This window comes from Paraburkholderia sp. BGA-UO-ETr-F21 (genome assembly GCF_059567925.1).
Window position 1 is genome coordinate 590,385 of record NZ_JCAQOY010000029.1, and the last position, 23,642, is coordinate 614,026.

21 protein-coding genes and 1 pseudogene are annotated in these 23,642 nt (G+C 61.3%); 14 read left to right on the plus strand and 8 right to left on the minus strand.

Translation table 11 applies throughout. The features are described 5' to 3' along the window. Positions 1-220 precede the first annotated feature (220 nt). From AC57B1_RS19070 to AC57B1_RS19085, 4 genes are all read left to right on the plus strand, one after another. On the plus strand, positions 221-838 hold the full coding sequence (locus AC57B1_RS19070; RefSeq protein WP_496418291.1) for a hypothetical protein: 618 nt from the start codon (positions 221-223) through the stop codon (positions 836-838). Between the two features lie 8 nt (positions 839-846). Continuing rightward, positions 847-1,392 carry a PAAR domain-containing protein gene (locus tag AC57B1_RS19075; RefSeq protein ID WP_496418292.1) on the plus strand — a complete coding sequence of 182 codons (546 nt, stop codon included), beginning with the start codon at positions 847-849 and terminating at the stop codon, positions 1,390-1,392. 82 nt (positions 1,393-1,474) lie between these two features. Further along, positions 1,475-2,164: a M35 family metalloendopeptidase gene (locus AC57B1_RS19080; protein ID WP_496418293.1), complete on the plus strand. Its 690-nt coding sequence runs from the start codon at positions 1,475-1,477 to the stop codon at positions 2,162-2,164. Beyond that, positions 2,158-2,640, plus strand: coding sequence for a hypothetical protein (locus tag AC57B1_RS19085; protein ID WP_496418294.1), 483 nt, complete (start codon positions 2,158-2,160; stop codon positions 2,638-2,640). Before AC57B1_RS19080 ends, AC57B1_RS19085 begins: the two co-directional genes overlap by 7 nt. A gap of 238 nt (positions 2,641-2,878) precedes the next feature. Here AC57B1_RS19085 and AC57B1_RS19090 read toward each other — a convergent pair. The 4 genes and pseudogenes from AC57B1_RS19090 to AC57B1_RS19105 all read right to left on the minus strand — a co-directional run. Further along, positions 2,879-3,025: pseudogene (locus tag AC57B1_RS19090) on the minus strand (LysR substrate-binding domain-containing protein); the annotation flags it as partial. Between the two features lie 135 nt (positions 3,026-3,160). Beyond that, positions 3,161-4,639: a phenylacetaldehyde dehydrogenase StyD gene (gene styD, locus AC57B1_RS19095; protein WP_408354899.1), complete on the minus strand. Its 1,479-nt coding sequence runs from the start codon at positions 4,637-4,639 to the stop codon at positions 3,161-3,163. Between the two features lie 35 nt (positions 4,640-4,674). Then, a complete protein-coding gene (locus AC57B1_RS19100; protein WP_496418295.1) occupies positions 4,675-5,655 on the minus strand; it encodes a hypothetical protein in 981 nt (326 codons plus the stop codon). 7 nt (positions 5,656-5,662) lie between these two features. Then, on the minus strand, positions 5,663-7,648 hold the full coding sequence (locus AC57B1_RS19105; RefSeq protein ID WP_496418296.1) for a primary-amine oxidase: 1,986 nt from the start codon (positions 7,646-7,648) through the stop codon (positions 5,663-5,665). A 199-nt stretch (positions 7,649-7,847) separates the two neighbouring features. Between AC57B1_RS19105 and AC57B1_RS19110 the strand changes: the two genes are divergently transcribed. From AC57B1_RS19110 to AC57B1_RS19120, 3 genes are all read left to right on the plus strand, one after another. Beyond that, entirely contained in the window at positions 7,848-8,846 is a 999-nt protein-coding gene (locus AC57B1_RS19110) for an AraC family transcriptional regulator (RefSeq protein ID WP_408354890.1), read from the plus strand. A gap of 292 nt (positions 8,847-9,138) precedes the next feature. After that, positions 9,139-10,590: an APC family permease gene (locus tag AC57B1_RS19115; protein ID WP_496418297.1), complete on the plus strand. Its 1,452-nt coding sequence runs from the start codon at positions 9,139-9,141 to the stop codon at positions 10,588-10,590. Positions 10,591-10,636: 46 nt separating this feature from the next. Then, the gene (locus tag AC57B1_RS19120) at positions 10,637-11,851 is read left to right on the plus strand and encodes a porin (protein ID WP_496418298.1); all 1,215 of its coding nucleotides are present in this window, start codon (positions 10,637-10,639) and stop codon (positions 11,849-11,851) included. A gap of 28 nt (positions 11,852-11,879) precedes the next feature. Here AC57B1_RS19120 and AC57B1_RS19125 read toward each other — a convergent pair whose 3' ends face one another. Together AC57B1_RS19125 and tam are read right to left on the minus strand one after the other, a co-directional pair. After that, positions 11,880-12,245 carry a hypothetical protein gene (locus tag AC57B1_RS19125; RefSeq protein ID WP_091800518.1) on the minus strand — a complete coding sequence of 122 codons (366 nt, stop codon included), beginning with the start codon at positions 12,243-12,245 and terminating at the stop codon, positions 11,880-11,882. Positions 12,246-12,409: 164 nt separating this feature from the next. Beyond that, positions 12,410-13,186 (minus strand): trans-aconitate 2-methyltransferase, encoded by a 777-nt coding sequence (gene tam / locus AC57B1_RS19130; RefSeq protein ID WP_408354881.1) that lies wholly within the window; start codon positions 13,184-13,186, stop codon positions 12,410-12,412. A 146-nt stretch (positions 13,187-13,332) separates the two neighbouring features. Here tam and AC57B1_RS19135 point away from each other — a divergent pair, with 146 nt between their 5' ends. The 3 genes from AC57B1_RS19135 to AC57B1_RS19145 are packed head-to-tail and all read left to right on the plus strand — an operon-like array spanning position 13,333 to position 16,270. After that, positions 13,333-14,229 carry a LysR family transcriptional regulator gene (locus tag AC57B1_RS19135; RefSeq protein WP_496418299.1) on the plus strand — a complete coding sequence of 299 codons (897 nt, stop codon included), beginning with the start codon at positions 13,333-13,335 and terminating at the stop codon, positions 14,227-14,229. Between the two features lie 12 nt (positions 14,230-14,241). After that, on the plus strand, positions 14,242-14,607 hold the full coding sequence (locus AC57B1_RS19140; RefSeq protein ID WP_408354875.1) for a hypothetical protein: 366 nt from the start codon (positions 14,242-14,244) through the stop codon (positions 14,605-14,607). 58 nt (positions 14,608-14,665) lie between these two features. Beyond that, positions 14,666-16,270 (plus strand): hypothetical protein, encoded by a 1,605-nt coding sequence (locus tag AC57B1_RS19145; protein ID WP_496418300.1) that lies wholly within the window; start codon positions 14,666-14,668, stop codon positions 16,268-16,270. A gap of 115 nt (positions 16,271-16,385) precedes the next feature. Here AC57B1_RS19145 and AC57B1_RS19150 read toward each other — a convergent pair whose 3' ends face one another. Further along, positions 16,386-17,216, minus strand: a complete 831-nt coding sequence (locus tag AC57B1_RS19150; protein WP_496418301.1) for an oxidoreductase — start codon at positions 17,214-17,216, stop codon at positions 16,386-16,388. A 262-nt stretch (positions 17,217-17,478) separates the two neighbouring features. Here AC57B1_RS19150 and AC57B1_RS19155 point away from each other — a divergent pair, with 262 nt between their 5' ends. The 3 genes from AC57B1_RS19155 (at position 17,479) to AC57B1_RS19165 (ending at position 19,600) form a co-directional block, all read left to right on the plus strand. Then, the gene (locus AC57B1_RS19155; RefSeq protein ID WP_408303501.1) at positions 17,479-18,387 is read left to right on the plus strand and encodes an AraC family transcriptional regulator; all 909 of its coding nucleotides are present in this window, start codon (positions 17,479-17,481) and stop codon (positions 18,385-18,387) included. A gap of 74 nt (positions 18,388-18,461) precedes the next feature. Next, positions 18,462-19,085 carry a glutathione S-transferase family protein gene (locus AC57B1_RS19160; protein ID WP_408354866.1) on the plus strand — a complete coding sequence of 208 codons (624 nt, stop codon included), beginning with the start codon at positions 18,462-18,464 and terminating at the stop codon, positions 19,083-19,085. 236 nt (positions 19,086-19,321) lie between these two features. Continuing rightward, entirely contained in the window at positions 19,322-19,600 is a 279-nt protein-coding gene (locus tag AC57B1_RS19165; protein ID WP_496418302.1) for a hypothetical protein, read from the plus strand. 192 nt (positions 19,601-19,792) lie between these two features. Here AC57B1_RS19165 and fabV read toward each other — a convergent pair whose 3' ends face one another. After that, on the minus strand, positions 19,793-20,989 hold the full coding sequence (gene fabV, locus AC57B1_RS19170; RefSeq protein ID WP_408354860.1) for an enoyl-ACP reductase FabV: 1,197 nt from the start codon (positions 20,987-20,989) through the stop codon (positions 19,793-19,795). 160 nt (positions 20,990-21,149) lie between these two features. Here fabV and AC57B1_RS19175 point away from each other — a divergent pair, with 160 nt between their 5' ends. Then, positions 21,150-23,642 (plus strand): penicillin-binding protein 1A, encoded by a 2,493-nt coding sequence (locus AC57B1_RS19175; RefSeq protein ID WP_496418303.1) that lies wholly within the window; start codon positions 21,150-21,152, stop codon positions 23,640-23,642.

Consider the following 23,642-nt stretch of genomic DNA (forward strand, 5'->3'; position numbering starts at 1 on the left):
GGCGACGCCGCACCCACGAAGGAGGCGCGAATCATCGCGCTTTTTTTTCGCCCATGCATCCGATGCACTCGGGCCGCCCCCCTGATCTATCAACTTTAGTACTCGTTGTCATTCAGCGTGCATCAGTCGCATTGCTTTTCCGACTTATCCCATGTACGCCGCTGCAGGCCTCCACAGATGATTTTGAGGCTGCAGTGGCTAAGCCGCCGCAGCAGCACCGGTGGCTTGGCTCACCGGTTGTCTTCGTCTATTTCATGGAGTCGTGGATATGTCGGATCGGGAAAGTGAAGGCACGTTTTATCACTTCGCCACTGTAGGCGCGCTCACCGGGCGGTCTATCACGCTGGCCGGTTTGCCCCTTGCGTATGTCGGAGATATCGTCACATACAGCGACGGCGCGCAAGCCGTGATCATGGACGGTGCGGGGAGCGCCTCGACGCCTGAAGGTGCACCGTATGCGCTTGTGGGTAGCAGCCAGAGCCATGGCGACCGCATCACCGAAACGCTGTGGGCCGGATTGGGCGCGGGCGTCTTCCACGAAGACGGCGCGGCGACTCCAGGGGGCGGCGCGTTGCGCAAGGCGATAAGCAGCTGGAAGATCGAGCACACCCTCAGAAATGCCGCACGTATCGGCGACTTCATCGAGTACCGGGACGGAAGCCGCGCACGGATCATCCCCGGTATCGGCATTCCGGGTCAGCCAGAAGCGGCCTTGGCGGTTGTGGGTAGTCTGCTGGATAACGGCGATGTGATTGACGAACGTCCACACCGCAAGGTTCACACATCCCCGCTATTCATGCCGCTCGATGAGCATGCCAGCCAGCTTCACCTTCAGTGAGGGCGGGCATGAAACGACGCATTGCAGTTGTGGGCGACACGTTGAGCGGAGGGGGCGAGATTCTCGACTATGTGCAGGGCACCGGCTTTCGCTTTCACGGGCATAAGGCCGCACTACTCGGGAAAGAGGCATTCTGTCTGACGTGCAAAAGCATCGGGATACTCGCGAAAGCGGGTGGCCCGTATCGGCTTCAATACGAGACGACGCACCATGTGGCACTCGATGGAGATATCGTTCTGTGCCAGTGTCCAACGCCACCGCGGATCACTGCGAGCCTCGCGGGAGAGTCGTGGTGCGAGGACCGCGATTATGAATACGTGCGAGTCGTTGACCCTGCCGGAGCACCGGGAACCGGCGTCGATAGTGCGCCGCATCGCTTTGACGAGCAATACACCTTGACTGATACCGATGGCTCTCCTCTAGCAAATGTTCGATATCGCGTGCGGGTCAATTCGGAAGTTATCCAGAGTGGTGTCACTGACCTTAACGGACGAACGCAACGTATTCCCACCCATGCAATGAACCGGCTTTTTCTCGAGGTTGCGGTGTCATAGGAGAACACGCAGCATTGAAAATGCGATGCTTCCCTCCCGGAAGAACAATCAATACCAAGTGAAATTCGAAACGGAATTAGAAATGACTGGCAACACAGAATGGCAGGTGGTTCACGACACTGCAGTGACCAACGCAAATCCTAATTCTAACGTCGATGTTATTCTAAACACAACACCGATTTGTCGGAATATGAGTAACAAGGAGTTCCGGGATTTGATAATAAGGCTCAGGAATACCGCATTAATACTGATAAATGAGCGAATCGCGGATGTTGCTCGGTGGAGTACGGTAGACCGGGAGCGTGCGAAGTTTTGGTTTGGTCGTTGCGACGATGCATTGCGATCCAAACTGAGCACAGGATTGACAAATCTCGCGGCGGCAATGCAAGCACTAAAGCCTGATAATATTATCAGGTGGGACGAACAAAAGGCAATGAAAATTTCCTGCGCTATTGTTCCAGATTCAGGATCGAACGATGCGGCCGTTTGTAAGCCGGATTCGGCGCGGCGCATAATAGCCATATATAGCCATTTCTGCACACTGCCAGATGTTTACGTAGTCGGCAACTGCAAATTGAAAACGATCATTCACGAATGTTCACACTACGTCGATACATTCAATTCTGGTGATGAGAGCTATGGCTTTGGGCATGCCCTTGCATACTGGGGGCAAGGTTCACCTGAGAAGGCATGGTGCAACGCGGATACGATAGCGTGTTATGTGGCACATTTCGAAAATATTGATGATTTTTCAAAGAAAAAAATATGGTAAATCTTGTTCGAAAATTTCTTCCGGTTTTTATGGGTGCTGTTTTCATTTCTGCGTCTGTGCAAGTCACTGCCTGCACAATTTCGGAAGATATGCTTGACAGCGTGCCTCTTAACTCTACCGAAATACCTAATATCGACAGGCTTAAAATAGCTGATATGGTTTACAACGCAAAACAATGGCCCGGTGTGGAGATCCGCGGCATTATTAGCGTGGGCGGGTATATTAAAGAGAGAGACCCAATACGGCTTGCCGAAATCCGCGGTGCAAAATTACGCGATTACTTGGTGCAACTCGGAGTCAGGCCAGAATATATCTTTATTGATAGGCGCACCATTTCGGTCCCTTATCCCGTCGATAGCTCTGGAATCAGTGGCCTGCTACAAATTGGGGTAACGCTTGTGCCGCTCTGCGAGGGCGGATGTGAGCGCCTGTGTAACGACTCACGGGTAACGCCCACGAGCAGGGCAATCAAGTAAGGACACGCTTTCGTGACATCCCCGCTACAGCGGGGGTTTTTACACCCGCTTCGTGCGGCCTCACGAAATGCCTGCGCACGCTAGTTGAATCCGAACTCGATAAGCCTGAACTGAAAAGAGAAAAATATATGCGTGGCGTATGATTCAGCTAATTCGCCCGCTGCTGTTCCTAAGCCCGACTGCTGAAGCCACCGCGCGTATCGACATTTTCAACTCCCGCCGCCATCACACAATGCTACCAGGTGAGATAGCGCTGATCGACGCTCGCCAGCACGGGCAGCAGCACGAACTCATTCAGGTCGATCGCCGCACGGCCCGCCTCGCGCGCGAGCAAGGCGGGCGAGCAGACGGCGATATGCCGCCTGCTCATCAATAGCCCGCTATCCACGCATTCAGCGCGGGCATTTTGCGTTTCAAGATGTTCGACCGGGAGATGACGCGCGGTAGCGCGATGTCCCGGTATTTTACTGGGTTGCCTGCGCGGCGCCTGCCTGTCAAGCGGCGCGCAGGCAGCCCTTCATCAATAAGCAATACAGACCGACTTGCTCTCCGTATAGGTGTCGATGATCGCCTTGCCGTGTTCGCGGCCGATGCCGGACGCCTTGAAGCCGCCGAACGGCATGGCCGGATCGACCATGTTGTGCGTGTTGACCCAAACTGTTCCGGCCTCGATGCCGTCCACCAGTCGCAGCGCCTTGTCGAGCTGGTTGGTCCAGACGCTCGCGCCGAGTCCGTACTCGGAGGCGTTCGCCTCAATCAGCACTTCATCGATGTCGTCGTAGGGCATGGCCACCAGCACCGGACCGAACACCTCTTCCTTGACGACGGAAAGCGGCTTGCGGGCGCGATTGGCGATCACCGTCGGCCGCACGAAGTAGCCGTCGCTCTCCACGCGCGCATCGCGCGACACGATCTCTCCGCCTTCGTCCTTGCCTTGCGCGATCATGCCGGCCACCTTGTCGCGGTGCCGCGCGGAAACCATTGGGCCCATCTGCGTCGCGGCATCGAAACCGGAGCCGAGTGTGATGCCGTCGGCAACGGCTGCGATGCCTTGCACGACTTCGTCATAAATCGAACGTGCGACGTACAGGCGCGAGCCTGCCGTGCAAACCTGCCCATGATTGAAAAAGATCGCGCCGGCCGCGCCTTCGATCGCCTTGCGCGGGTCGCAGTCGTCGAGCACGATCACCGGGCTCTTGCCGCCCAATTCGAGTGACGCGCGCTTCAGATCGTCGGCGCATTGCCGACCGATAATGCGCCCGACCTCGGTCGATCCGGTGAAGGTGACCTTGTTCACCAGCGGATGCCGGACGAGCGCCGCGCCGGCGGTTTCGCCTCGGCCGGTGACCACGTTGAAGACGCCGGCAGGGAAGCCCGCTTCATAAGCCAGTTCAGCGAGCCGTATGGCGGTCAACGGCGTTTCTTCCGCGGGTTTGAGCACCACTGTGCAGCCGCAGGCCAGCGCCGGGGCGATTTTCCATACCGCCATCAGCAGCGGGAAATTCCACGGAACGATTGCGGCGACCACGCCGGCCGGCACGCGCCTCGTCGACGCGTTGTAGCGCGTGCCCGGCGGGAAGGGAATAGACAGATCGAAAGTGGTGCCTTCGATCTTGGTCGCCCAGCCGGCCATATAGCGCAGCCATTGCACGCTGCCCGCGACTTCCAGCATCTTCGAGAAGCCGATGAGCTTGCCTTGATTCAGCGTTTCCAGCGTGGCGAGTTCGTCGCTATGCCGCTCGACGAGGTCGGCGAGCTTGAGCAGCAATCCTTCGCGCATGGCCGGCGGCATTCTGCGCCACGCGTCGGATTCGAAGGCGGCCTTCGAGGTTCTAACGGCGTGATCGATATCCGCTTGCGACGCGTCGGGGATCTGCGCGATTGCTTCCGCAGTGGCCGGGTTGAAGATCGGGAAGGTTTTGCCCGCGGCGCTGCCGGTCTTTTCGCCATTGATGAACATGGTATGTGGCAGCGTCACCGCTGGCTTGCGTTCAGTCATGATGTTTTGTCTCCGTTGGGGTTGTGGCCGTTGCGCTAGCCGGAAGGGTTCGTTTGACGCCGGTATGGGTTCGAATGCGGATGGAAGAGGCGCGTTGCACGCCAACACACTGCTAAAGACGCAGCGCAGATCACGTTCGCTGCCGCGCCCAACGCATACAGCACAATGAATCCATCGCCGAAAAAGTAGGGAGTGGTCGACAACGCCGCGCCCAACACCATGCCGACGTGATGCGCGAGGCCGGGACAGCTTGCGCTCGCTACGCTGTTCGAGCGTCCGCGCAAATTGACGAGCGCTGGAATCGTCAGGCAGTCGAGGACCAGAAAGAGAGTCGCCGCGAGCGGGGCAAGCGCGGGAATGTCGCTCGCCGCAAGCGTGCCGATCAGCGCGGCCCGCGCGACGTACAACGCGATCAGCATGCGATTGCCGCGTGAACGGTCGGCGATGAATGCGAGCGCGCAGACTGCGGCAAGCAATAGCGCGATTTGCCAGAACGGCTGCGCGCCGCTTACGCCGCAAATCGCAAAGAGCTGGAAGCGGGCAAGGCTGCCGCTCGACAGTCCCGCCAGCAGGGCGAGCAAAGCCGTTGCGGCTGAAGGTGGCGCCGTGTTGACCGAGTCGTGCGTGCGGCGATGCAGGTCGTCACGCTGTTTGACGGATGGACCGAGAACGCACAGTCTATAGAACAACATTCCGATGGCCATTGCCATCATCAGCACTGCAATGCCAGTGCCGTGCGCCGAACTGTTCAGATACGCCGGCACATGGTTCATCGCGGTAAGCGTCGCGATCAAGGTCGCGGCGCTCGCCAGCATGGTGTGGCGGGCGCACGAGCGTGACATCAGCAGTGGCACGCTCATCATGACCAGCAGCATCAGCGCGCTCATCCACAGCGAAGTAGCGCGCGGACCGATACCGGCCTGCATCAGCAGCGTAGCGCCGCCGCTCGCGAGGCCCACGCACGCCGAACTCGCGCACAGCACGCGCGCAAGGGCGGTGTGCCGCGCACGAGACACGATCGGATCAGTGCTTGCAGCAACCATGATCCGGGGACTTGCCGTCTTCAACGCTGTTCAGATCACGCTCGGCCGGCAAATCCATGGTCGGGTTCGCCGAGAAGAAGTTGTTCGGCTTGAGCATGAAGCCCGCGTATTCCACCGGCATCACCGGGAAATCCTCCGGCTTGCACACGTGCGTGTGGCCGAAGCTATGCCACAGCACGATGTCTTCGTTCTCGATGTTGCGGTTCGCTTCGATATAGCGCGGCAGTCCGCCACCGCCAGAATGCTGATTCGGGTAATCGCCGCTGGCATAGCGCTCGGCCGCATCGAACGGCGTGACCCATACGTGACGCGTGGCAAAGCCGCCGCGCTGGCGCACCTTGGAGCGTTCATCGGCGAGCATCAGCGGCGAGTCGTTCACGACCAGCTTGTAGCCTGGATTCGCGCCGACGGCATTCTTCACGTTCGGGTTAAAGACCTTCCAGTAACGGCCGGTGTTGCCGTTCGCGACACGGGCCGCTTCGCTTTCGGTTTTCAACACGCGCTTCGTCGTGTCGAACACGTTGCCGTACGGGTTGGTGTCGCCCATTGGACGAGGCACGAATTCATGTTCGGTCACGGTGTTGTGCTCGCCGTCCACCATCATATGCATGCGGGCATTGAAGAAGTGCTGGTGCGTCGGACCGCCGAGGTTCTCCGTGATCATGCCGCCCCACGGATAGGTATCGCCATCGGCGACCGCCGAGGTCTGCACGATGCCGGTCAGCTTGCATTCGAGCTGGATCGTACCGTCCTGGTAGAGATACCAGTAGAAGCCGTAGTCGTAGTTGCCGACCGTGGCGAAGAAGGAAATCACGAGACGACGCGAGCGGCGCATTTCGAATACGCCGGTGCGGAATTCATAGTGCTTCCACAGCGTGCCGTAGTCTTCTTCGTGCATGCAGACGGCGTTCTTCATCACGAACGCATTGCCGAAGTCGTCCGCGGACGGAATGTCGAAATAGCGGATCGTGCCGAGGCAATCGCAACCCAGTTCGAGCTGGTTCGCGAGTTTGCCGAGACCGTATTCGCCGGCGTCGAAGGCGCTTTTCCAGTAATGGTTGGTACTCGGGTCGGAGTAGGGCACGCACATTTCCGTGACGCTCGCACGGTAGATGATCGGTCGCGCGCTCTTGCCATCGTCCCACGAGAGTTGATGCAGGACGAGCCCTTCACGCGGCGTGAAACCGACGCGGAAGTTCCAGTTCTGCCAGTTCACGTGCCAGCCGTCGATCGTAAAGCTCGGGCCGTCGGGCTGGTTGATCGAGAGCGGTTTGAGCGTGCTGCGCGGCTCGCCGAGGCTCGGCGTGTCGTAGTTGTGTTTGGCGCGCGGAATCGGAATGATGCGGCCGTCGTCCACGAGTTCGATCACCTTCTTTTCGAGCAGATCGACCACGGCGAGCACGCCTTCAATAGGATGCGCATAGCCGTTATCCGTCAGCGTTTCGCGGTAGTAGCTCACGCAACGCACTAGACGCCGGCCGTTCTCGTTCTCGCGATCGAAACAGCCCGCCGAGAACGGATCGACCTGAACGCGTTCCAGATCTTTTTCGCTGAGGCCGCGTTTCATCACGGCCACGCGCCATGCTTCGTCGCTCTTGACGATCTGTTCCGCGTTCATGAAGTCGTCGATCATGATCGGCGGCTGGCCGTAAGGCGCCTCGCCGAATGGCATGACGCGGCGCGCGGCGATCTTCTTTTCTCTCAGGTCCACCTCGAATTCGATCGTCGCGCCATTCGTCCGATCGATTGCAAGCACGAAGGCTGTCCGCGAAAAATACTCGCCGGTCTTGAACGCCACGACTTCGGCTTTCGGCGGCTCGCGCAGTTCCACCATTGGAAAGCGCGCGTGCGAATCGAGTTTTTCCGCGGCTTTCACGAGATCGCACGCTAGCTGCATTTCTGCGCCGCTCAGCGGATCGAGCGGATGAACGGGGACGTGAGCGGCTTTCGTGGCATTCGTGTTCATAAGATTCCCGTAAGGAGTTGCTGGACCGGACAGCGTGCTCGCGAGGCAAATGGCGCGCGGCAATCGCTGAGTCGATGGCAAATCGTAGGAACCCAATATTATTTTCGCGCTTGCTTATCGCGCCAAATGAACGATAAAGTGCGCCAAGAGGAATGACTCGGGCAACACATCAGCGAAGACTGAGAAGGAGACGCTCAACATGAAAAAAGTCACGCTCAACGGCAGTTTCCCGATGATTCGCGCCGCGGTCATGGGGCCGGTTGTGCGCGCTCTAGACGCATCGGGCGCGCAATGCGACGCGCTGCTGGAGGAGTTCGGCATGAGCCGGCGGCTCCTGTCGAATCCGTATGAAATTCTGCCGCTCACGCGTTATGTGGCCGCGTTCGAACGTGCCGCCGAAGTGCTCGGCGAATCCGCGCTCGGCTTGCGCCTTGGCAGCGAATTACAAGTGACGGAACTCGGGCCGGCGGGTCTGGTGTTCTTTTCATCCCCCACCTTGAATGCGGCGTTGCGCAAGTTTTCGCTCGCGCTCGCGTCGTGGCAGAACACCACGACCTGCGAATTGCTACGTGACGACGAATGGCCGATGTGGACTTATCAGATTGCCAGTCCGCAAATCTGGCCGCGCCGGCAGGATGCGGAATACAGCCTCTCGACCATGTGCCATATGGTCAGGCTGGTGAGGGGAGCAGCGTGGAATCCGGTCGAAGTCCATTTCGAGCACGCAGCGCCGGTGGATCTCAAACCGTATGCGCGGATCTTTCGTGTGCCTGTGCGCTTTCAGCAGCCTTTCAATGGGATGATTCTGCGTCCGCAGGATCTCGACGCACCGCTCAAGAGCGCCGACTCGCAAATGGCGCGCATGATGGAGCGCCACGCGACCGACCTGATTGCACGCGATGCGATGCCGCACAGTATCGTCGAGCAGGTTCGCGATCTGGTTACGCGGCGTCTCGCGCACGAAAAGCTGATCGTCGCCGACATTGCGAAAGATCTCGGTCTCTCGCACCGCTCATTGCAGCGGCACCTTGCGGAGCAGGGCACGTCCGTGCGGCAAATCCTGCGCGAGGAGCGGCAGCGCAGTGTGGAGGGTCTGCTCGAACGGGAAGAACTCACCAATGCGGCAATCGCCCGCGCTGTCGGTTATGCCGATGCGACCGTCTTGTGGCGCGCCACGCGCAACTGGAAAAAACAATAGCGCCGGACTTCATGGCATTTTCTTTCATTGTGAAAGCATCGTGCAGGCCAGATGTTGCCGTTCGAAAATAGTTCAGGTTCCTAAATATCCACGGTAAGCCGCTGAATTGTGGCTTCCCCGCGCATTGGCGCACATTATCGAAAATTTGGCGCGGTTCGCGAAGTCGCTTTATTTTTTAGCTACCTACCATGCGCTCACACCGAAGCTTCGGACGTCGGTCAACCGGGTGCCTGGATCAGCCGTGCTGGGGTTCAGGACGTGTTCCAGACTAGCCAACACAACAGAGGCAGCGATGAGTGAACCTTATTCTCCGACCCGTGCGGTCGACGCGGAGAACGCCGTGGAATTGAAAGGCAATACGCTGGGCCTGTGGCAGATCGTTTTCCTCGTGATTTCGGCGGCCGCGCCGCTGACCGGCATGCTCGGCGCGGTGCCGCCCGCGATCAGTCTGGGTAACGGCGCGGGCATTCCGGGCGCGTTCGTGGTCGCGGGCGTGGTGCTGCTGATCTTCAGCGTCGGCTTTGCTTCGATGAGCCGGCACGTGGTGCGAGCCGGTGCGTTCTATGCGTACATCACCGCCGGACTCGGGCGGCCGTTGGGCATGGCCGGCGCGCTCGTCGCACTAATGTCGTACACGTTCATCCAGATCGCGCTATACGGGCTGTTCGGATTCTTCTGCACTGTGATTCTCTCGCCGCTGTTGCATACCGGCTTACCCTGGTACGGCTATTCGTTGATCTGCGTAGCCGTGGTGCAATTCACCGGAATACGCGGTATCGATCTGAATAGCCGCCTGCTCGGCGTGCTGATGTGTCTTGAACTGGGCATTCTGCTGCTGCTCGCAATTGCGATCGTCGTGCATGGTGGCGGACCCAACGGCCTCACGCTCGCGCCGTTCACGCCGCAACATGTGTTCAGCGGCCACCTCGGCATTGCGGTGATGTTCGCGTTTGCGTCGTTCATCGGCTTCGAGGCCACCGCGATTTACGGTAAGGAATGCCGCGATCCGAAAGTGACGGTGCCTCGCGCGACGTACGTATCGGTCATGCTGATTCTCGTGTTCTTCGCCTTTGTCACGTGGACGATTGTCTGCGCGTACGGTCTTGCCGATGTGGTCACGGTCGCCACCAAACAGCCCGGCGATTTCTGGTTCATCCAGTCCGGCAAATATCTGGGCGAAGCGGTGACGACGGTGATGAGCTTCCTGCTGCTCAGCAGTATCTTCGCGAGTCTGTTGTCGTTTCATAACACGCTGGTGCGTTATATCCACGCGCTGAGTCTCGAGGGCATCCTGCCGCAAGTGCTTACCCGCGTGCACGAAAAGTACCGTTCGCCGTATAGGGCGAGCTATCTGCAAACGCTGTCCGTTTGCGTGCTGCTCGGGCTATTCATCGCGGCGGGCAGCGATGTGTTCAACATCGTGTTCAGCTGGAGTTCCGCGCTCGGCACGATCGGCATTGTGATGTTGCAGGCGGTGACGAGTTTTTCGGTGATCGCGTTCTTCCGCAAAACGCGTAAGGACACGCGCGTATGGCACTCGTTCGTCGCACCGCTGGTGGGTGGTGTGGGCCTGCTCTATATCGGCGTGATTCTGGTGCGCAATCTCGACGCGCTCAGCGGCTCCGATAGTCCGATCGTCAAATCCTTTCCGTGGATCGTGTTCACGGTGGCGTGCGTCGGCGTGGTGATCGGTCTCATTCTGCGCAGGAAGCGCCCGGATATCTACGCACGCTTCGGCCAGTAATCGCGTCGCCCGACTACCACTCCCCTTACTTCCCGGCAGGAAAATCATGGCAGACAATTTCGTCAAGCGCCCGGCGCTTGCGCTGGCCGCGTTCGGCCTTGCGATGGGCGCGCACGCGCAATCTTCGGTGACGCTTTACGGCACGGTCGACGCCGGTGTCGTCTACACGAACAACCAGCAAACGACGCTCGCCGACGGCAGCACCAACGGGCACGCGAACTACCAGCTGGCGGGCGGCAATCTGGTGCCGTCGCGCTGGGGCTTGATGGGCACGGAGGACATTGGCGGCGGGACGAGCGTCAACTTCGCGCTGGAGAACAGCTTTCTGATCGGCAACGGCGCGATGCTGCAATCGAATACGCTGTTTAACCGCAATGCGTGGGTCGGTTTGAACAACGGCACGTATGGGGCGTTGACGTTCGGGCGTCAATACGATCCGTTCTCGGACTATATGGGTGCGTACGCGTCGAGCAACAATTGGGCGACGCTATACGGTTCGCATTTCGGCGACATCGACAACCTGAACGAAGCGTTCAACTTCAATAATTCGATCAAGTACATCAGTCCGAGTTTCGGTGGCTTCACGCTGGGTGGCCTGTTCAGTCTGGGCGGCGTGGCGGGTCATTTTTCGCAGAACAAGGGGTGGGCGCTGGCGGCGAATTACGTGCAGGGACCGTTGTCGCTGAGCGCGGGGTATCTGGAGTTGAATCAGCCGTTGCAGGCGGCGTTGGGCGGCACCAGCAGCTATATCGGCGATCTGAGTTGCGCTAACGCGGACGCGTCGTATTGTCTGTTGCAGGATGCGAGCAAGGTGCGCATTCTTGGGGCAGGGGGGGCGTACGCGTTCGGCAAGGCGAGTGTAGCGGTGACTTATACGCACACACGGCTGTCGCAAAGCCAGTACTTCGCGAGTGCCGCGCGGCCCGCGGGAGCCGATGTTTCGTTCGATATTGCCGAGTTGAATACGACTTATATGGTTGCACCGGATTTGCAGCTTGGGCTCGCGTATATCTTCAATGAGGCCAAGCCGAGCGGCGTGGCTTCTACCCGGGTGCACCAGGTCAATCTTGGCGCGGTGTACAGCCTCTCGAAGCGCACCGCTGTCTATGCCGTGGCGATCGGGCAAAAGTCTTCAGGGGCCGGGTTGGGAGTGGATCCGGCGACAGGCGGGACGGAGAACCTGGCGCAGATTCCCAATATCGTCAATTCGGATACGGATCGGCAGGTTTCGGTGATTTTGGGGCTGCGGCATAACTTTTGATGCACCCCGGCCAGGGCAAAAACCTAAGCTAATCCGCCAGCCTTTTATCAGCCAAAGCGTTCTGACAATCGGCGATCACCTGCCTGACGAGCCTGGCCTGAGGGTCCAGCTCGTCCGTATCAAGAATCTCCTCGACCGCGTCTCTAGCCCAATCGGTTTCGACAAACTGTGCGTGCCGCCGCGCAATCTCCACCGCGGTGGCCGACAGTTTCGCGATACTCAGCCAGTCGGCCTCGCGCGCGCGCCGGTCGAGCCATTTGTGGGCCGCCTGCACGTGAAACGCCGCGTCGGGCCAGTCCTCATTCAGGTAATAAGCGCCAAGACTGCCGCATGTGAGCCAGCACAACAGCTCCAAACGGTCTCGTGGACTCAGATGATGGCGTACATCACTCATGGCGACGCTCGCTGCTGTAAATTGCGTTCCGGTGAGGACGGCGAGCCGCCATCCTCCGCTTTGATTGAACAATATCACGCAGAATTCAAGCGCGGCAATTCCTGACGTTCCCTGGCGTGCCGGCGCCACAGCAGGCACGCCAGCTGATTCGCGGGCCTGCTGCGCTAGCGGGTGGCGACGATGAACAGTCGCGGAAACGGCAACAGCACCGTGCCGTCGGCGAGGGCCGGATAAGCCTCGGCGATCGCGTCGCGATATCGCCGCAGGAAGGCGGCTTGCCCGGCGGCGTCGAGTTCGGCGAGGAAGGGCCGTAGCGCGCTGCCCTTGAACCATTCGACCACCGCGTCCGCGCCGCCCGCAAGCGGGTGGTGGTAGACGGTGCGCCACACGTCGACCCGCGCGCACAGCGGCTCGAGCAACGCGTAGTACCAGCCGGCGTCGTAGCGCAGGGTGCGCTCGAGGCCACTCAGTCTGGCAGCCCACGGGCCGTCCGCAGCGATTTCGCGCAGCAGACGGTGTGCGGGCTCGTCCAGGTTGTCCGGCATCTGCACGGCGAGACTGCCGCCCGGCGCGAGCTTCGCCACGAGCGACGGAAACAGCCGCTCATGATCAGGCACCCATTGCAGCACCGCATTGGCAAGAATCAGGTCATAGGGCCCATGCGCGTCCCACGTGGCAATGTCGCTCACCTCGAACTGGAATTGCGGCAGGCGCTTGCGGGCCGCCTCGATCATGTCCGGCGAGCTGTCCATGCCGCTGACGACGGCGCCCGGCAGACGCGCGGCGAGCGCTTCGGTCGAGTTGCCCGGGCCGCAGCCAATGTCCACCGCGCTCCGTACGTCCGTTGCCGGCACGGCCGCCAGCAGATCCCTGACCGGACGCGTGCGCTCGTTTTCGAACAACACGTATTGCTTTGCTTGCCAATCCTGCTTCGACGTCATCTGTTGCTCCTCGTGTGCGTGATGGCCGGACCGGTTGTCGGGGACTCCGTCTGCACCGTGCCCCGAACCGATCCAATCCGTTCATTTTCAGTGGCGCCGAGCGCGGAGTAAAATGAATTTATCATTCCGATTCCTTCATTTTTCTAATGAAAATCGACACGCTCGGTATCCAGGCATTCGTCGCCATTGCGGATCGCGGCAGCTTCCAGAGCGCCGCCGATTCATTGCACGTCACGCAAACGGCGATTACGCAGCGTCTGCGCAAGCTCGAAACTTACCTCGGCGTCACGCTGATCGAGCGGACCACGCGATCCATGGCGCTCACCGAGATCGGGCGCAGTTTTTTGCCGCAGGCGCGCCGCCTGCTCGGCGAACTCGCCGACGCGCTGGTGGAAATCCGCGAGACGGGCGAGGCGCGGCGTGGCGACGTGTCGATCGCCTGCGTACCGACGGTGGGCGTGCAGTATTTGCCGCGCATTCTGCAGGCCTATTCGGCGCGCTACCCGCATAACCGGATCAGGATTCTCGATCACGCTTCGGCTGCGGTGGAGGAGGCCGTGCTGCGCCGGGAGGTGGAATTCGGCATCAATATCGCGCGCGAGGCGCATCCGGATCTGGTCAGCGTGCCGCTCACGGAGGACCGCTACGTCTTGATCTGCAATGAAGATCATCCGCTCGCGAAGCGGCGCCGCATTGCCTGGCGGCAACTGCAATCCTATCCGCTGATTCTCGCGGGCGAGGTGAGCGGCAACCGCGCGTTACTCGATGTCGCACTGGAGTCGAGCGAGCTGGCCTTGCGCTCCTTTTACGAGGTCCAGCGCAGTTCGACCGCCGTCGGCCTGGTCGCGCAAGGTGTGGGCGCTGCCGTGGTGCCGGCGCTCGCGCTCCAGAAGGGCGCGTATGCGACGGTGCGCACCGTCGAGCTCACGCAACCCGTCGTGTCGCGCACACTCGTCCTCGTGGCGCGCAAGACCGCGCAGTTGTCGCCGGCGGCGCAGGCGCTCTACGACATGATTCTCGAGCAGGCGACGCTCAAAGTGTGAAGGCGTGAAGCCGTGAAAGCGGCGACGGCCAGGAAGCAAGGTCGTCAGGCCGCGTTCCGCCTGCGCGTCTCCACTTCACTTAAGCGTAACCCGTTGGTCGCTCGACGAAAGCGCCACCCACTCGCCTATGCGACGCGATGTCACTCTCACGGAGCCAAGGTATGCGGAACAATCCGTTGCCGCTCGACCGGCTTCGCGGATATTTTCGCGATCCTGATTATCCAGATCGAAGCGATCATGCCGGTCGGCGTTAGTGACGGGCAGCTGGGCGCCTGCTCAATGACTTTCTTCTTCAGCTTGCTTTGTTTCGGAAAGCCAATCGTCTTTCAATTTCATAAGCGCAAATTGAGTTTTAACCGGCGCAGCATTGTGTTGTGAAGACGATCAGTTGAACATAGCGCCCGCGTCACCACCCACATTGTGAGGATAGAACTGAATGCAAAGTAACAAGAAAATGGCGCTGCGGCTTGGCGCGATTGCGGCTGTGGTATCTCTGAGTGTGTCATCTGCGTTTGCTGTTGTTAGCGAGCCCGCACCGAATCCGTTTTTTTCGTCGAAGACCTATGCGTTGACTCACGTCGATCCGGCAGCTACCGACGTCGCACCCTATCCTCTAACGCGCGGCACGTTCCACATCGACCCGGCCAAAGAGCCCCGCGTGATTCGCGGCCCCGTCAACATCATGACGCTCGAGTCCACATCGAAAGACTTTATGTGGGGAGTGTCGAGCGAAGGTGCGACGTACATCGACGTCTCGAACAGCGGATTCAGGGAAGTCGCGCGCATCACGCCGCCGGGCGTCAAGGTGATCGAGCCTGCAGTGCTCGGCAAGGTGCTGGATCAGCATTTCGCTAACGTCGATCAGGTGAAGGACGCCGTCTTCAACCGGCTGGGCCTCGATCAGACGCGCGTGGGCAATGGCATCTACGGTCTGGTCGACGAGGACAACCGCGTCTACTACAACACCGCGGACGGCCGGATCTTCGTCTATGGCCTGAAGGATCCGCGCAATCCCGCAGCGGGTATCGAAGTGGTCGCATCGCGCGATCTGAGCAAAGATGTGCTGACGGGCCAGCACGGCTTCTCCGGCAAGGAAGGCATCATGGGTCTGAATCTGACTTATGACGGCAAGCTCGTCGTGCTGGGCAACAACTCGGTCTCCGTGATCAACCGCGATCTGACCGGCCAGGCGCACACCATCCACCTCGACGAGAACGAGTTCGTCAGCAATTCGGTTGCGGTCGACGACAGGAACGGCCTCTATTTCGCCTCCGACAAGAAGATGCACAAGGTCGTCTGGACGGGGACCAAACTCTCCAACGACGCGTCTGACGGCGCGTGGAGTTCGCCATACGACACGGGCGACTGGATGCCGACAGTCAAGTTCGGAACCGGAACCGGCTCGACGCCGACCTTGATGGGCTTCGGCAAAGATGACGACCGGCTCGTCGTGATAACGGACGGCGCGGATCGCATGAAGCTCGTGGCGTTCTGGCGCGACCAGATTCCCGAGGGCTTCAAGAAACAGTCGGGCACGAAATCGAACCGGATCGCGGGCCAGATTCTCGTGACTGCCGGCTTGCCGTCGAGCACGAAATACATCCAGTCCGAGCAGTCGGTGGTTGTCAACGGATATAGCGCATTCGTGGTCAACAACATTGCCGAGCACGGCGAAAAGGACAAACTGGTCGACGTCCTGTCGCTCGGTCCGATCAACAAGCCGGCGCATGGGGCCGAGCGGATCGACTGGGATCCGGTGAAGCATCAGTGGAAGTCGGCGTGGACCAACGCTTCGGTAGTGTCGATCAGCATGGCGCCGACCATGAGCGGCCCTTCCGGCATTGTGATGACCAATGGCTACTACGAGAAAGACGGCTGGGAAATGGACGGCCTCGACTGGAATACCGGCAAGGTCGTATATCGCGCGATTTTCGGCAAGTCCAATTGGGGTAACGGCGGCTACGCTCAACCGCAACTGTTCCCGAACGGCGATTTGCTATTCAATAGCATCGGTGGGCCGATCCGGATTCGGAATCAGTAAGCGGTAGAGGCAGTCAAGACAGTGTATCGGCGCGCGCAGTCGGCAGATTGATTGCGCGCGCCCTGTTTTTATGGGCTTTCGATACGCCCATGCCCACGCACGTGCATCGTTGTTTTCAGCCGAAATCCGTCGAACGCGACAGTGCCTCCCACGTTTCAATCTCCGCGTTCAGTGCAGCGAGCTTCGCTTTCACCAGATCGAACGCGTCGTTGCCGAGCAGCAGGTGCACCGGCGGATTCTCCGCTGCGACGATCGTCAGCAGTGCTTGAGCCGCTTTGCGCGGATCGCCGGCCTGCTTGCCACTCTTCGCTTCGCGCGCCTCGCGGATCGGGTCGAACAGGGCGTCGTAGTCGGCAATGCTGCGGCCGGCGCGGATCATCGAGCGGCCGGCCCAGTCAGTGCGGAACGACCCGGGCGCGACTGCCGTCACCTTGACGCCAAAGCCTGCCACTTCTTTCGCCAGCGTCTCGGTGATGCCTTCGAGCGCGAATTTGCTACCGCAGTAGTACGCAATGCCGGGCAACGTGATGAAGCCGCCCATCGAGGTGATATTGACGATGTGACCCGAGCGGCGCTCACGCATGGCCGGCAAGACGGCCTTGATCATCGCCACCGCGCCGAACACGTTGACGTCGAATTGCCGGCGTATATCGTCGAGCGGCGACTCTTCCAGCGTACCCTCGTGCCCGTAACCCGCGTTGTTGACGAGGACGTCGATCGGGCCGACCGTTTGCGTGATCGTCGCGACGGCGGGCGCGATGGCGTCGAACTCCGTCACGTCGAGCACGATGGCGTGGGCCCGTCCAGCCGCTAGCGCCATGAAGGCGTCGCGCGCGGCCTGATTGCGCACCGTGCCGACGACGATATGACCCGCGTCGAGCGCAGCCTGCGCGAACGCGCGGCCAAAACCGGAACTCACGCCGGTGATCAGAAACGTTTTGCTCATGGTGATCCACTCCTTTGTTTATCCGCCGTCACGCGGCGCCTTCGGGCGAAAGCGCACGGGCTCGACGGAAGCCAGCCCAGGACTGCATGGTAGGGGCGGCCAGGCCCGGTGCGAATACCGGTTCGTCTGCGGTGATTGCCTAATCCTATGAGTCGATGGATTTTCCCGCGCGGCGGTGGCACATTGCCGTCTGGCTATGCATGTTTTTTGAAGGGGCTCAAAAGTGACGGCCAAACACCGTAATCCAGGCGCGCGGCAACGCATGGTGGCCTTGCTCGAAAATCTCGCGCCCGTTGAAGGCTACAACCTCACTGTGTTGCCCGACGTGCGCTTTTTGCGTTCGAACCGGCCGCTCAGTCGCACGCCCGTGCTGTACGACCCCGGCGTGGTGATCGTGTGCCAGGGCCGCAAACGGGGCTTTCTTGGCAATACGGTCTACGTGTACGACGCGCAGCACTATCTGGCCGTCTCGGTGCCGGTGCCGTTTTCGATGGAAACCGAAGCGAGCGAGGCGGAGCCTTTGCTCGCGATCTATTTGCGCCTTGACTTCAAAGTGGCGGCCGATCTGATGCTGCAACTCGACGAGCGTAACGCGGGCGTGCGAGCCGAGCCGCTCGGCATGATGTCGACGCCGCTCGATGCGAAGTTGAGCGCTTCAGTGCTGCGTTTCCTGGAGGCGATGAGCGTGCCGCTGGAGGCCGAGCTGCTCGGGCCGGCGCTGGTGCGCGAAATCTATTTTCACGTGCTGACGGGTGAGCAGGGCGGGGCGCTGCGCGCCGCCCTGACCGCGCAAGGACAATTCGCGAGGATCGCCAAGGCCATCCGCAAGATTCACGCGTGTTATGGCGAGCCCTTGGGCGTCGAGCAGCTGGCGCTGGAGGCGAACATGAGCGTGCCCACCTTCCACTTTCACTTCAAGGCAGTCACGCGCTCGTCGCCCATGCAATATCTGAAGTCGACGCGGCTTCATCAGGCGCGCCTTCTCATGGTGAGAAACGAGATGACGGCAGCGCTGGCGTGCGCGCAGGTGGGTTATGAAAGCGCCTCGCAGTTCAGCCGCGAATTCAAGCGCTTATTCGGCCGCAGTCCGGTCGAGGAGGCCGACCGGTTGCGCAAGACCTTCGCCATGCCGCCGCCCGCGCCGGGCTCGATCTTTGTCGCTTCGCACTGAGCACAGCTGGCCCGGTGCGCACGACGCAAATCGTGCCTGTCGGCTTCAGCGCGCCGCCGATACAGTTTGAACCCATGCTACAGATCCTCGGCAAGACCTCGTCCATCAACGTCCGCAAAGTCCTGTGGACCTGTGCGGAGCTTGCGCTTCCATTCGAGCAGGAAGACTGGGGCTCCGGATTTCGCGCGACCGGCGTGCCGGAGTTCCTCGCGCTGAACCCCAACGCGATGGTCCCGGTCATCAAGGACGGCGAGTTCGTGTTGTGGGAGTCGAACTCGATCATCCGTTACCTCGCCGGCCGCTATCACGGCGAGTCGTTGTATCCCGTCGACCCTCGCGAGCGCGCCCGCTGCGATCAATGGATCGACTGGCAGGCGAGCGAATTGAACCGCTCCTGGAGCTATGCTTTTCTGGCGCTCGTCAGGCATTCTCCGGCCCACCAAGACCCGCGGCAGATCGAGCTGTCTTGCGGGAACTGGGCGAGGCATATGGCCGTGATCGAAGGTCAACTGGAACAGACTGGCGCGTTCATCGCGGGAGAGACGTTTTCGCTCGCGGACATTCCGATCGCACTGTCTATCAACCGCTGGCTTGAGACGCCGTTGCAGCACGGCGATTTGCCCGCGGTCGCGGCCTATATGGCGCGTCTTGCCCCGCGCGAAGCTTACCGAACGTATTGCCGCAACGGCACACCGTAGCGTCCGCGAGTGGCCGCGGCGGGCTTTGCACACGCTCTCGCGGACGCCTGCGCCGCTTACAAAAATTGTGCGTCACGCTTACGGATTCCTGCCTGCGCAAGCGCTTCTGCATGGCATGCCCCGAGTCGCCTACAATGGCCGCTTTTGCGACACCGATTGAAGGTTCCACGATGCGGGTATCGAAAGTTGCGCTGGCGTTACTGACAGCGTGTTTCACTCTGAATGCGAGTGCCGAGATGACGGCCGCCCAGTACAAAAAATGGGCGCACGCCGATAACAACTCGATCTACGCGGCGTACATCACCGGCACGATCAATGCGTTCGGCTGGGCGAATGGAGATCTGGTGGCGAAGAAACGTCCGCCGCTCTTCTGTCCGCCGCAAAATCTCGCGATCGGCAACCAGAACGTCTATCCGTTGCTCGACGAGTTTTTCAACAATCACCCGAGCATTTCGGACGACTTTCCGATCGGTCTCGCGATTCTCCGTTCGCTGCAGGGCGCGTTTCCCTGCTGAGGTCGAGCGGGACTGCGTGGCACGCGCGGCGCAGGCTGCGGCCGGCGCTTCGCGCTCGCAGCTTTTCGCGTAAGCGTTCTCCACGCCCGGCAGAATCTCCACGATCTCGAAGCAACGGCTCTCTAACGTGCCCGGCCAGCAGGCGTGAACCAGGCGTCAACGAGGCGGGGCCGCCCTCGGCCCCGCCGTCTGTCAGACCTGAACGAGCTTCGGAATCTGCACGTCCGGATTGACGTCCGCTTCGTAGTCCACGCCCGCGATTTCGAAGCCGAACAGACGCAGGAAATCCGTCTTGTAGCCGGTGAAATCGGTGAGTTCGTAGATATTGTCGTTGGTCACCTGAGTCCAGAGCGCCTGCACGCGGTCTTGCACTTCAGGATCGAGTTCCTTGTAGTCGGCGCGCAGACGTCCTTCGTCGTCGAGATGCGGTGCCGCGCCGTACAGGCTGTCCTTGTACAGGCCGTAGACCTGTTCGATGCAGCCTTCATGCGTGCCTTTTTCCTTCATGACCTTGAAGAGCAGCGACAGATACAGCGGCATCATCGGGATCGCGGAGCTCGCCTGGGTGACGACCGCCTTGAGCACGGAGACGCGCGCATCGCCGCCTTTGGCCGCCAGCTTCTCGCGAATGCCGAGCACCTTCTGGTCGAGGTCTTTCTTGGCCGCGCCAATCGAGCCGTTCCAGTAGATGTCGTGGGTGATCTTTTCGCCGAGGTAGGTGAACGCGGTGGTCTTCGCGCCGTCCGCGAGCACGCCGGCTTCGAGCAGGGCGTCGATCCACATCTGCCAGTCTTCGCCGCCCATTACCGCGACGGTGTGGTCGATTTCGTCCTGCGTGGCGGGTTCGAGCACGGTTTCCTTGATGACTTCCTTGTCCGTGTCGATGCCGCGCAGATTCACGGCACGGCCGACCGGCTTGAGCGTCGAGCTGAACACCTGGCCGCTTTTCGGATGCGTGCGCTTGGGCGCGGCGAGGCTGTAGACGACCAGATCGACCTGGCCGAGATCGCGCTTGATGACTTCGATGGTGCGCTGCTTGACTTCGTCGGAGAAGGCGTCGCCGTTGATGCTCGTGGCGTACAGGCCTTTCTCCGTGGCGAATTTCTCGAAGGCGGCGGTGTTGTACCAGCCGGCCGTGCCCGCCTTGGTCTCGCTGCCGGCGCGCTCGAAGAACACGCCGAGCGTCGCGGCGTCGGAACCGAACGCCGCGCTGATGCGGGCGGCGAGGCCGTAGCCCGTGGATGCGCCGATCACGAGCACCTTCTTCGGGCCGTTGGCGATGGGGCCGCGTGCCTTGACGTACTCGATCTGTTCCTTGACGTTGGCCTCGCAGCCGGTCGGATGGGTGGAAACGCAGATGAAGCCACGCACGCGCGGTTTGATGATCATGAAGCACCTCTTGTCGGAATTGGCGACATTATAGTGGGCCTCGATTGATGCGGGCGCACCCCGCTGGTTTGGCCCCTCGCGACGCGCTGGCGCTACAAAAATCGGCCGCCGCCGCGCATCTTGGTAGGATTGCGCCTTTCCAAGCCGACTCGAAGCTAGCGTGAAGCGCCTGATCCCCTCATTTCTGGAGACCCTTGAAAAAGGGCTGACTCTGGCGAACCCCTTGATCGCCCAAGCCTTGTGGCACGTGCGCCATCCTACCTGGCGCGGCGTGCTGAAGGCTTGCGCGGCGCTGCCGCTGCTGTTCGTGCTCTATGTGCTGATCCTGATCCCGTTCACGCCAGGCATCGGCGACATCCGCAAGGCCAAGGTCGAGCAGCCGGCGCAGATTCTGTCGGCGGACGGCAAGCTGCTGGCGGAATTCAAGCCCTCCAACCGCGAGTGGGTCAAGCTCAAGGACATCTCGCCCAACGTGGTGAATGCGCTGATCGCCACTGAAGATCACCGCTTCTACCAGCATTGGGGTCTCGACTGGCGGCGCACGGCCTCGGCCGCGCTGCACACGTTTTCCGGCGACCGGCAGGGCGGCTCGACCATTACCCAGCAGTTGGCCCGCAATCTCTATCCTGACGAGATCGGCCGCGCGCCGACGCTCACGCGCAAGCTCAAGGAAGCGATCACGGCCTTCAAGATCGAGGCGCTCTACACCAAGGACGAGATTCTCGAGACCTACCTGAACACGGTGCCGTTCCTCTACAACGCCTACGGCATCGAGATGGCGGCCCGCACCTATTTCGACAAATCGGCCTCCGATCTGACCGTGCTGGAAAGCGCCACGCTCACCGGCATGCTCAAGGGCAATAGCTATTACAACCCGGTGATCAACCCGGAACGCGCGTTGCAGCGCCGCAATACGGTGCTCGGGCAGATGGTCAAGTACGGCAAGCTGACGCCGGCGGCCTATGCCACGCTCAGCCGCCGGCCGTTGCGCATCGATTTCGAGCGCCAGACCGAGCCGCCCGGACCCGCGCCGCACTTCGCACAGCAGTTGCGCAAGTGGCTCGCCTCATGGGCGGATCGCAACGACTACAACATGTACGCCGACGGGCTGGTGGTGCGCACCACCATCGACTCGCGTCTGCAGACCATGGCCACTCAAGCCGTCACCTTGCAGGGCAACCAGTTGCAGGGGATCGCCAACGCGGCGTGGGGCACGCGTTCGGGCTGCTCGAATGGCCGCGATCTGCTGCAGACCTTCCTGCGCGAAACACCGGACTACCGCGCCGCCAAAGACGCGGGACTAAGCGACGACGACGCGCTCAAGCGCGTCTCGTCCGACCGCGAACTGGTCAAGTCGCTCTGCGAGACCAAGACTCGCGTGCAGGCGGACTTTCTGGCGATGGACCCGCGCAACGGCCAGATCAGAGCGTGGGTGGGCAGCCGCGACTTCAGCCAGGATCCGTTCGATCACGTTCAGCAGGCGCGGCGCCAGCCGGGCTCGACCTTCAAGCCGTTCGTCTACGCGGCGGCCTTCGAGTCGGGCGCGAAGCCCGCCGACACCTTCGTGGACAAGCCCGTGGAAATCCCGCTGGCGGGCGGCGAAGTCTGGCGTCCGAGCGACGAGGACGAGCCGAGCGAGCGCAAGATCAGCCTGCGCGACGGCCTCGCGTATTCGCGCAACCGGATTACCGCGCAGTTGATGGAGACGGTCGGGCCGAACAAGGTCGCGCGTCTCGCCCGGGCCATGGGCGTGCGCGACAGCGAGCTGGACCCGGTGCCGTCGCTCGCGCTCGGCACGAGCCCCGTCACGCTGAAGGAGATGGTCGCGGCCTACGGCACGATCGCCAATCTGGGCGGCTACGTGGAACCGGTAATGGTGACGCGCATCGAGAACCGCAAGGGCGAGGTGCTGGCCGAATTCGCGCCGGTGCCGCCCAAACAGGAGCTATCCGCCGACGCCGACCGCGTGCTCATCGACGTCATGCGCGACGTGGTGAACCGCGGCACGGGGTCGAGCATTCGCAGCCGTTTCGGCGTGCGCGGCGACGTCGCGGGCAAGACGGGGACGACGCAAGGCAATGCGGACGGCTGGTTCATCCTGATTCACCCGCAACTCGTGGCGGGCGCGTGGGTGGGCTTCAACGACAGCCGCGTGACCTTGCGCAGCGATTATTGGGGGCAAGGGGCGCACAGCGCGCTGCCGATCGTCGGCGATTTCTTCCAGCGCGCGCAGCGCTCGAGGCTGGTCGATACGCGCGTCAAGTTCGCGACCGACGAGAAGCCGGGCTGGTTTGCCGAGCGCTCGGGCAGATTGCGCGAGTGGTTCCAGAATCTGTTCGCGGCTTCGCCGGCCAAGCCGGAGGCGCCGGTTGCGCCGCGCAGTACGACACGTCATGCGCCGCCGACGGCGCCTGTGGAGCCGTCGGCGTCCGCTGCGGCCGCGCAGCCGCGTGCGTTGCCGCAACCGCCGCTGCTTCCTACGCCGGGCTCGGCGCCGGTGGCCGCGAGCGGGGCGGTGGATGGTGAAGCGCGCGGGGGTGGCGAGCCGGCCTTGGCGCCGACACCCACGCCGGACGACGTAGTGCCGCCCGATGCCGGCAGTCCCGCCAACGCGCTGCCGGCAACGTCGGCGAGCGGCCGCGGCGCGCCTTGA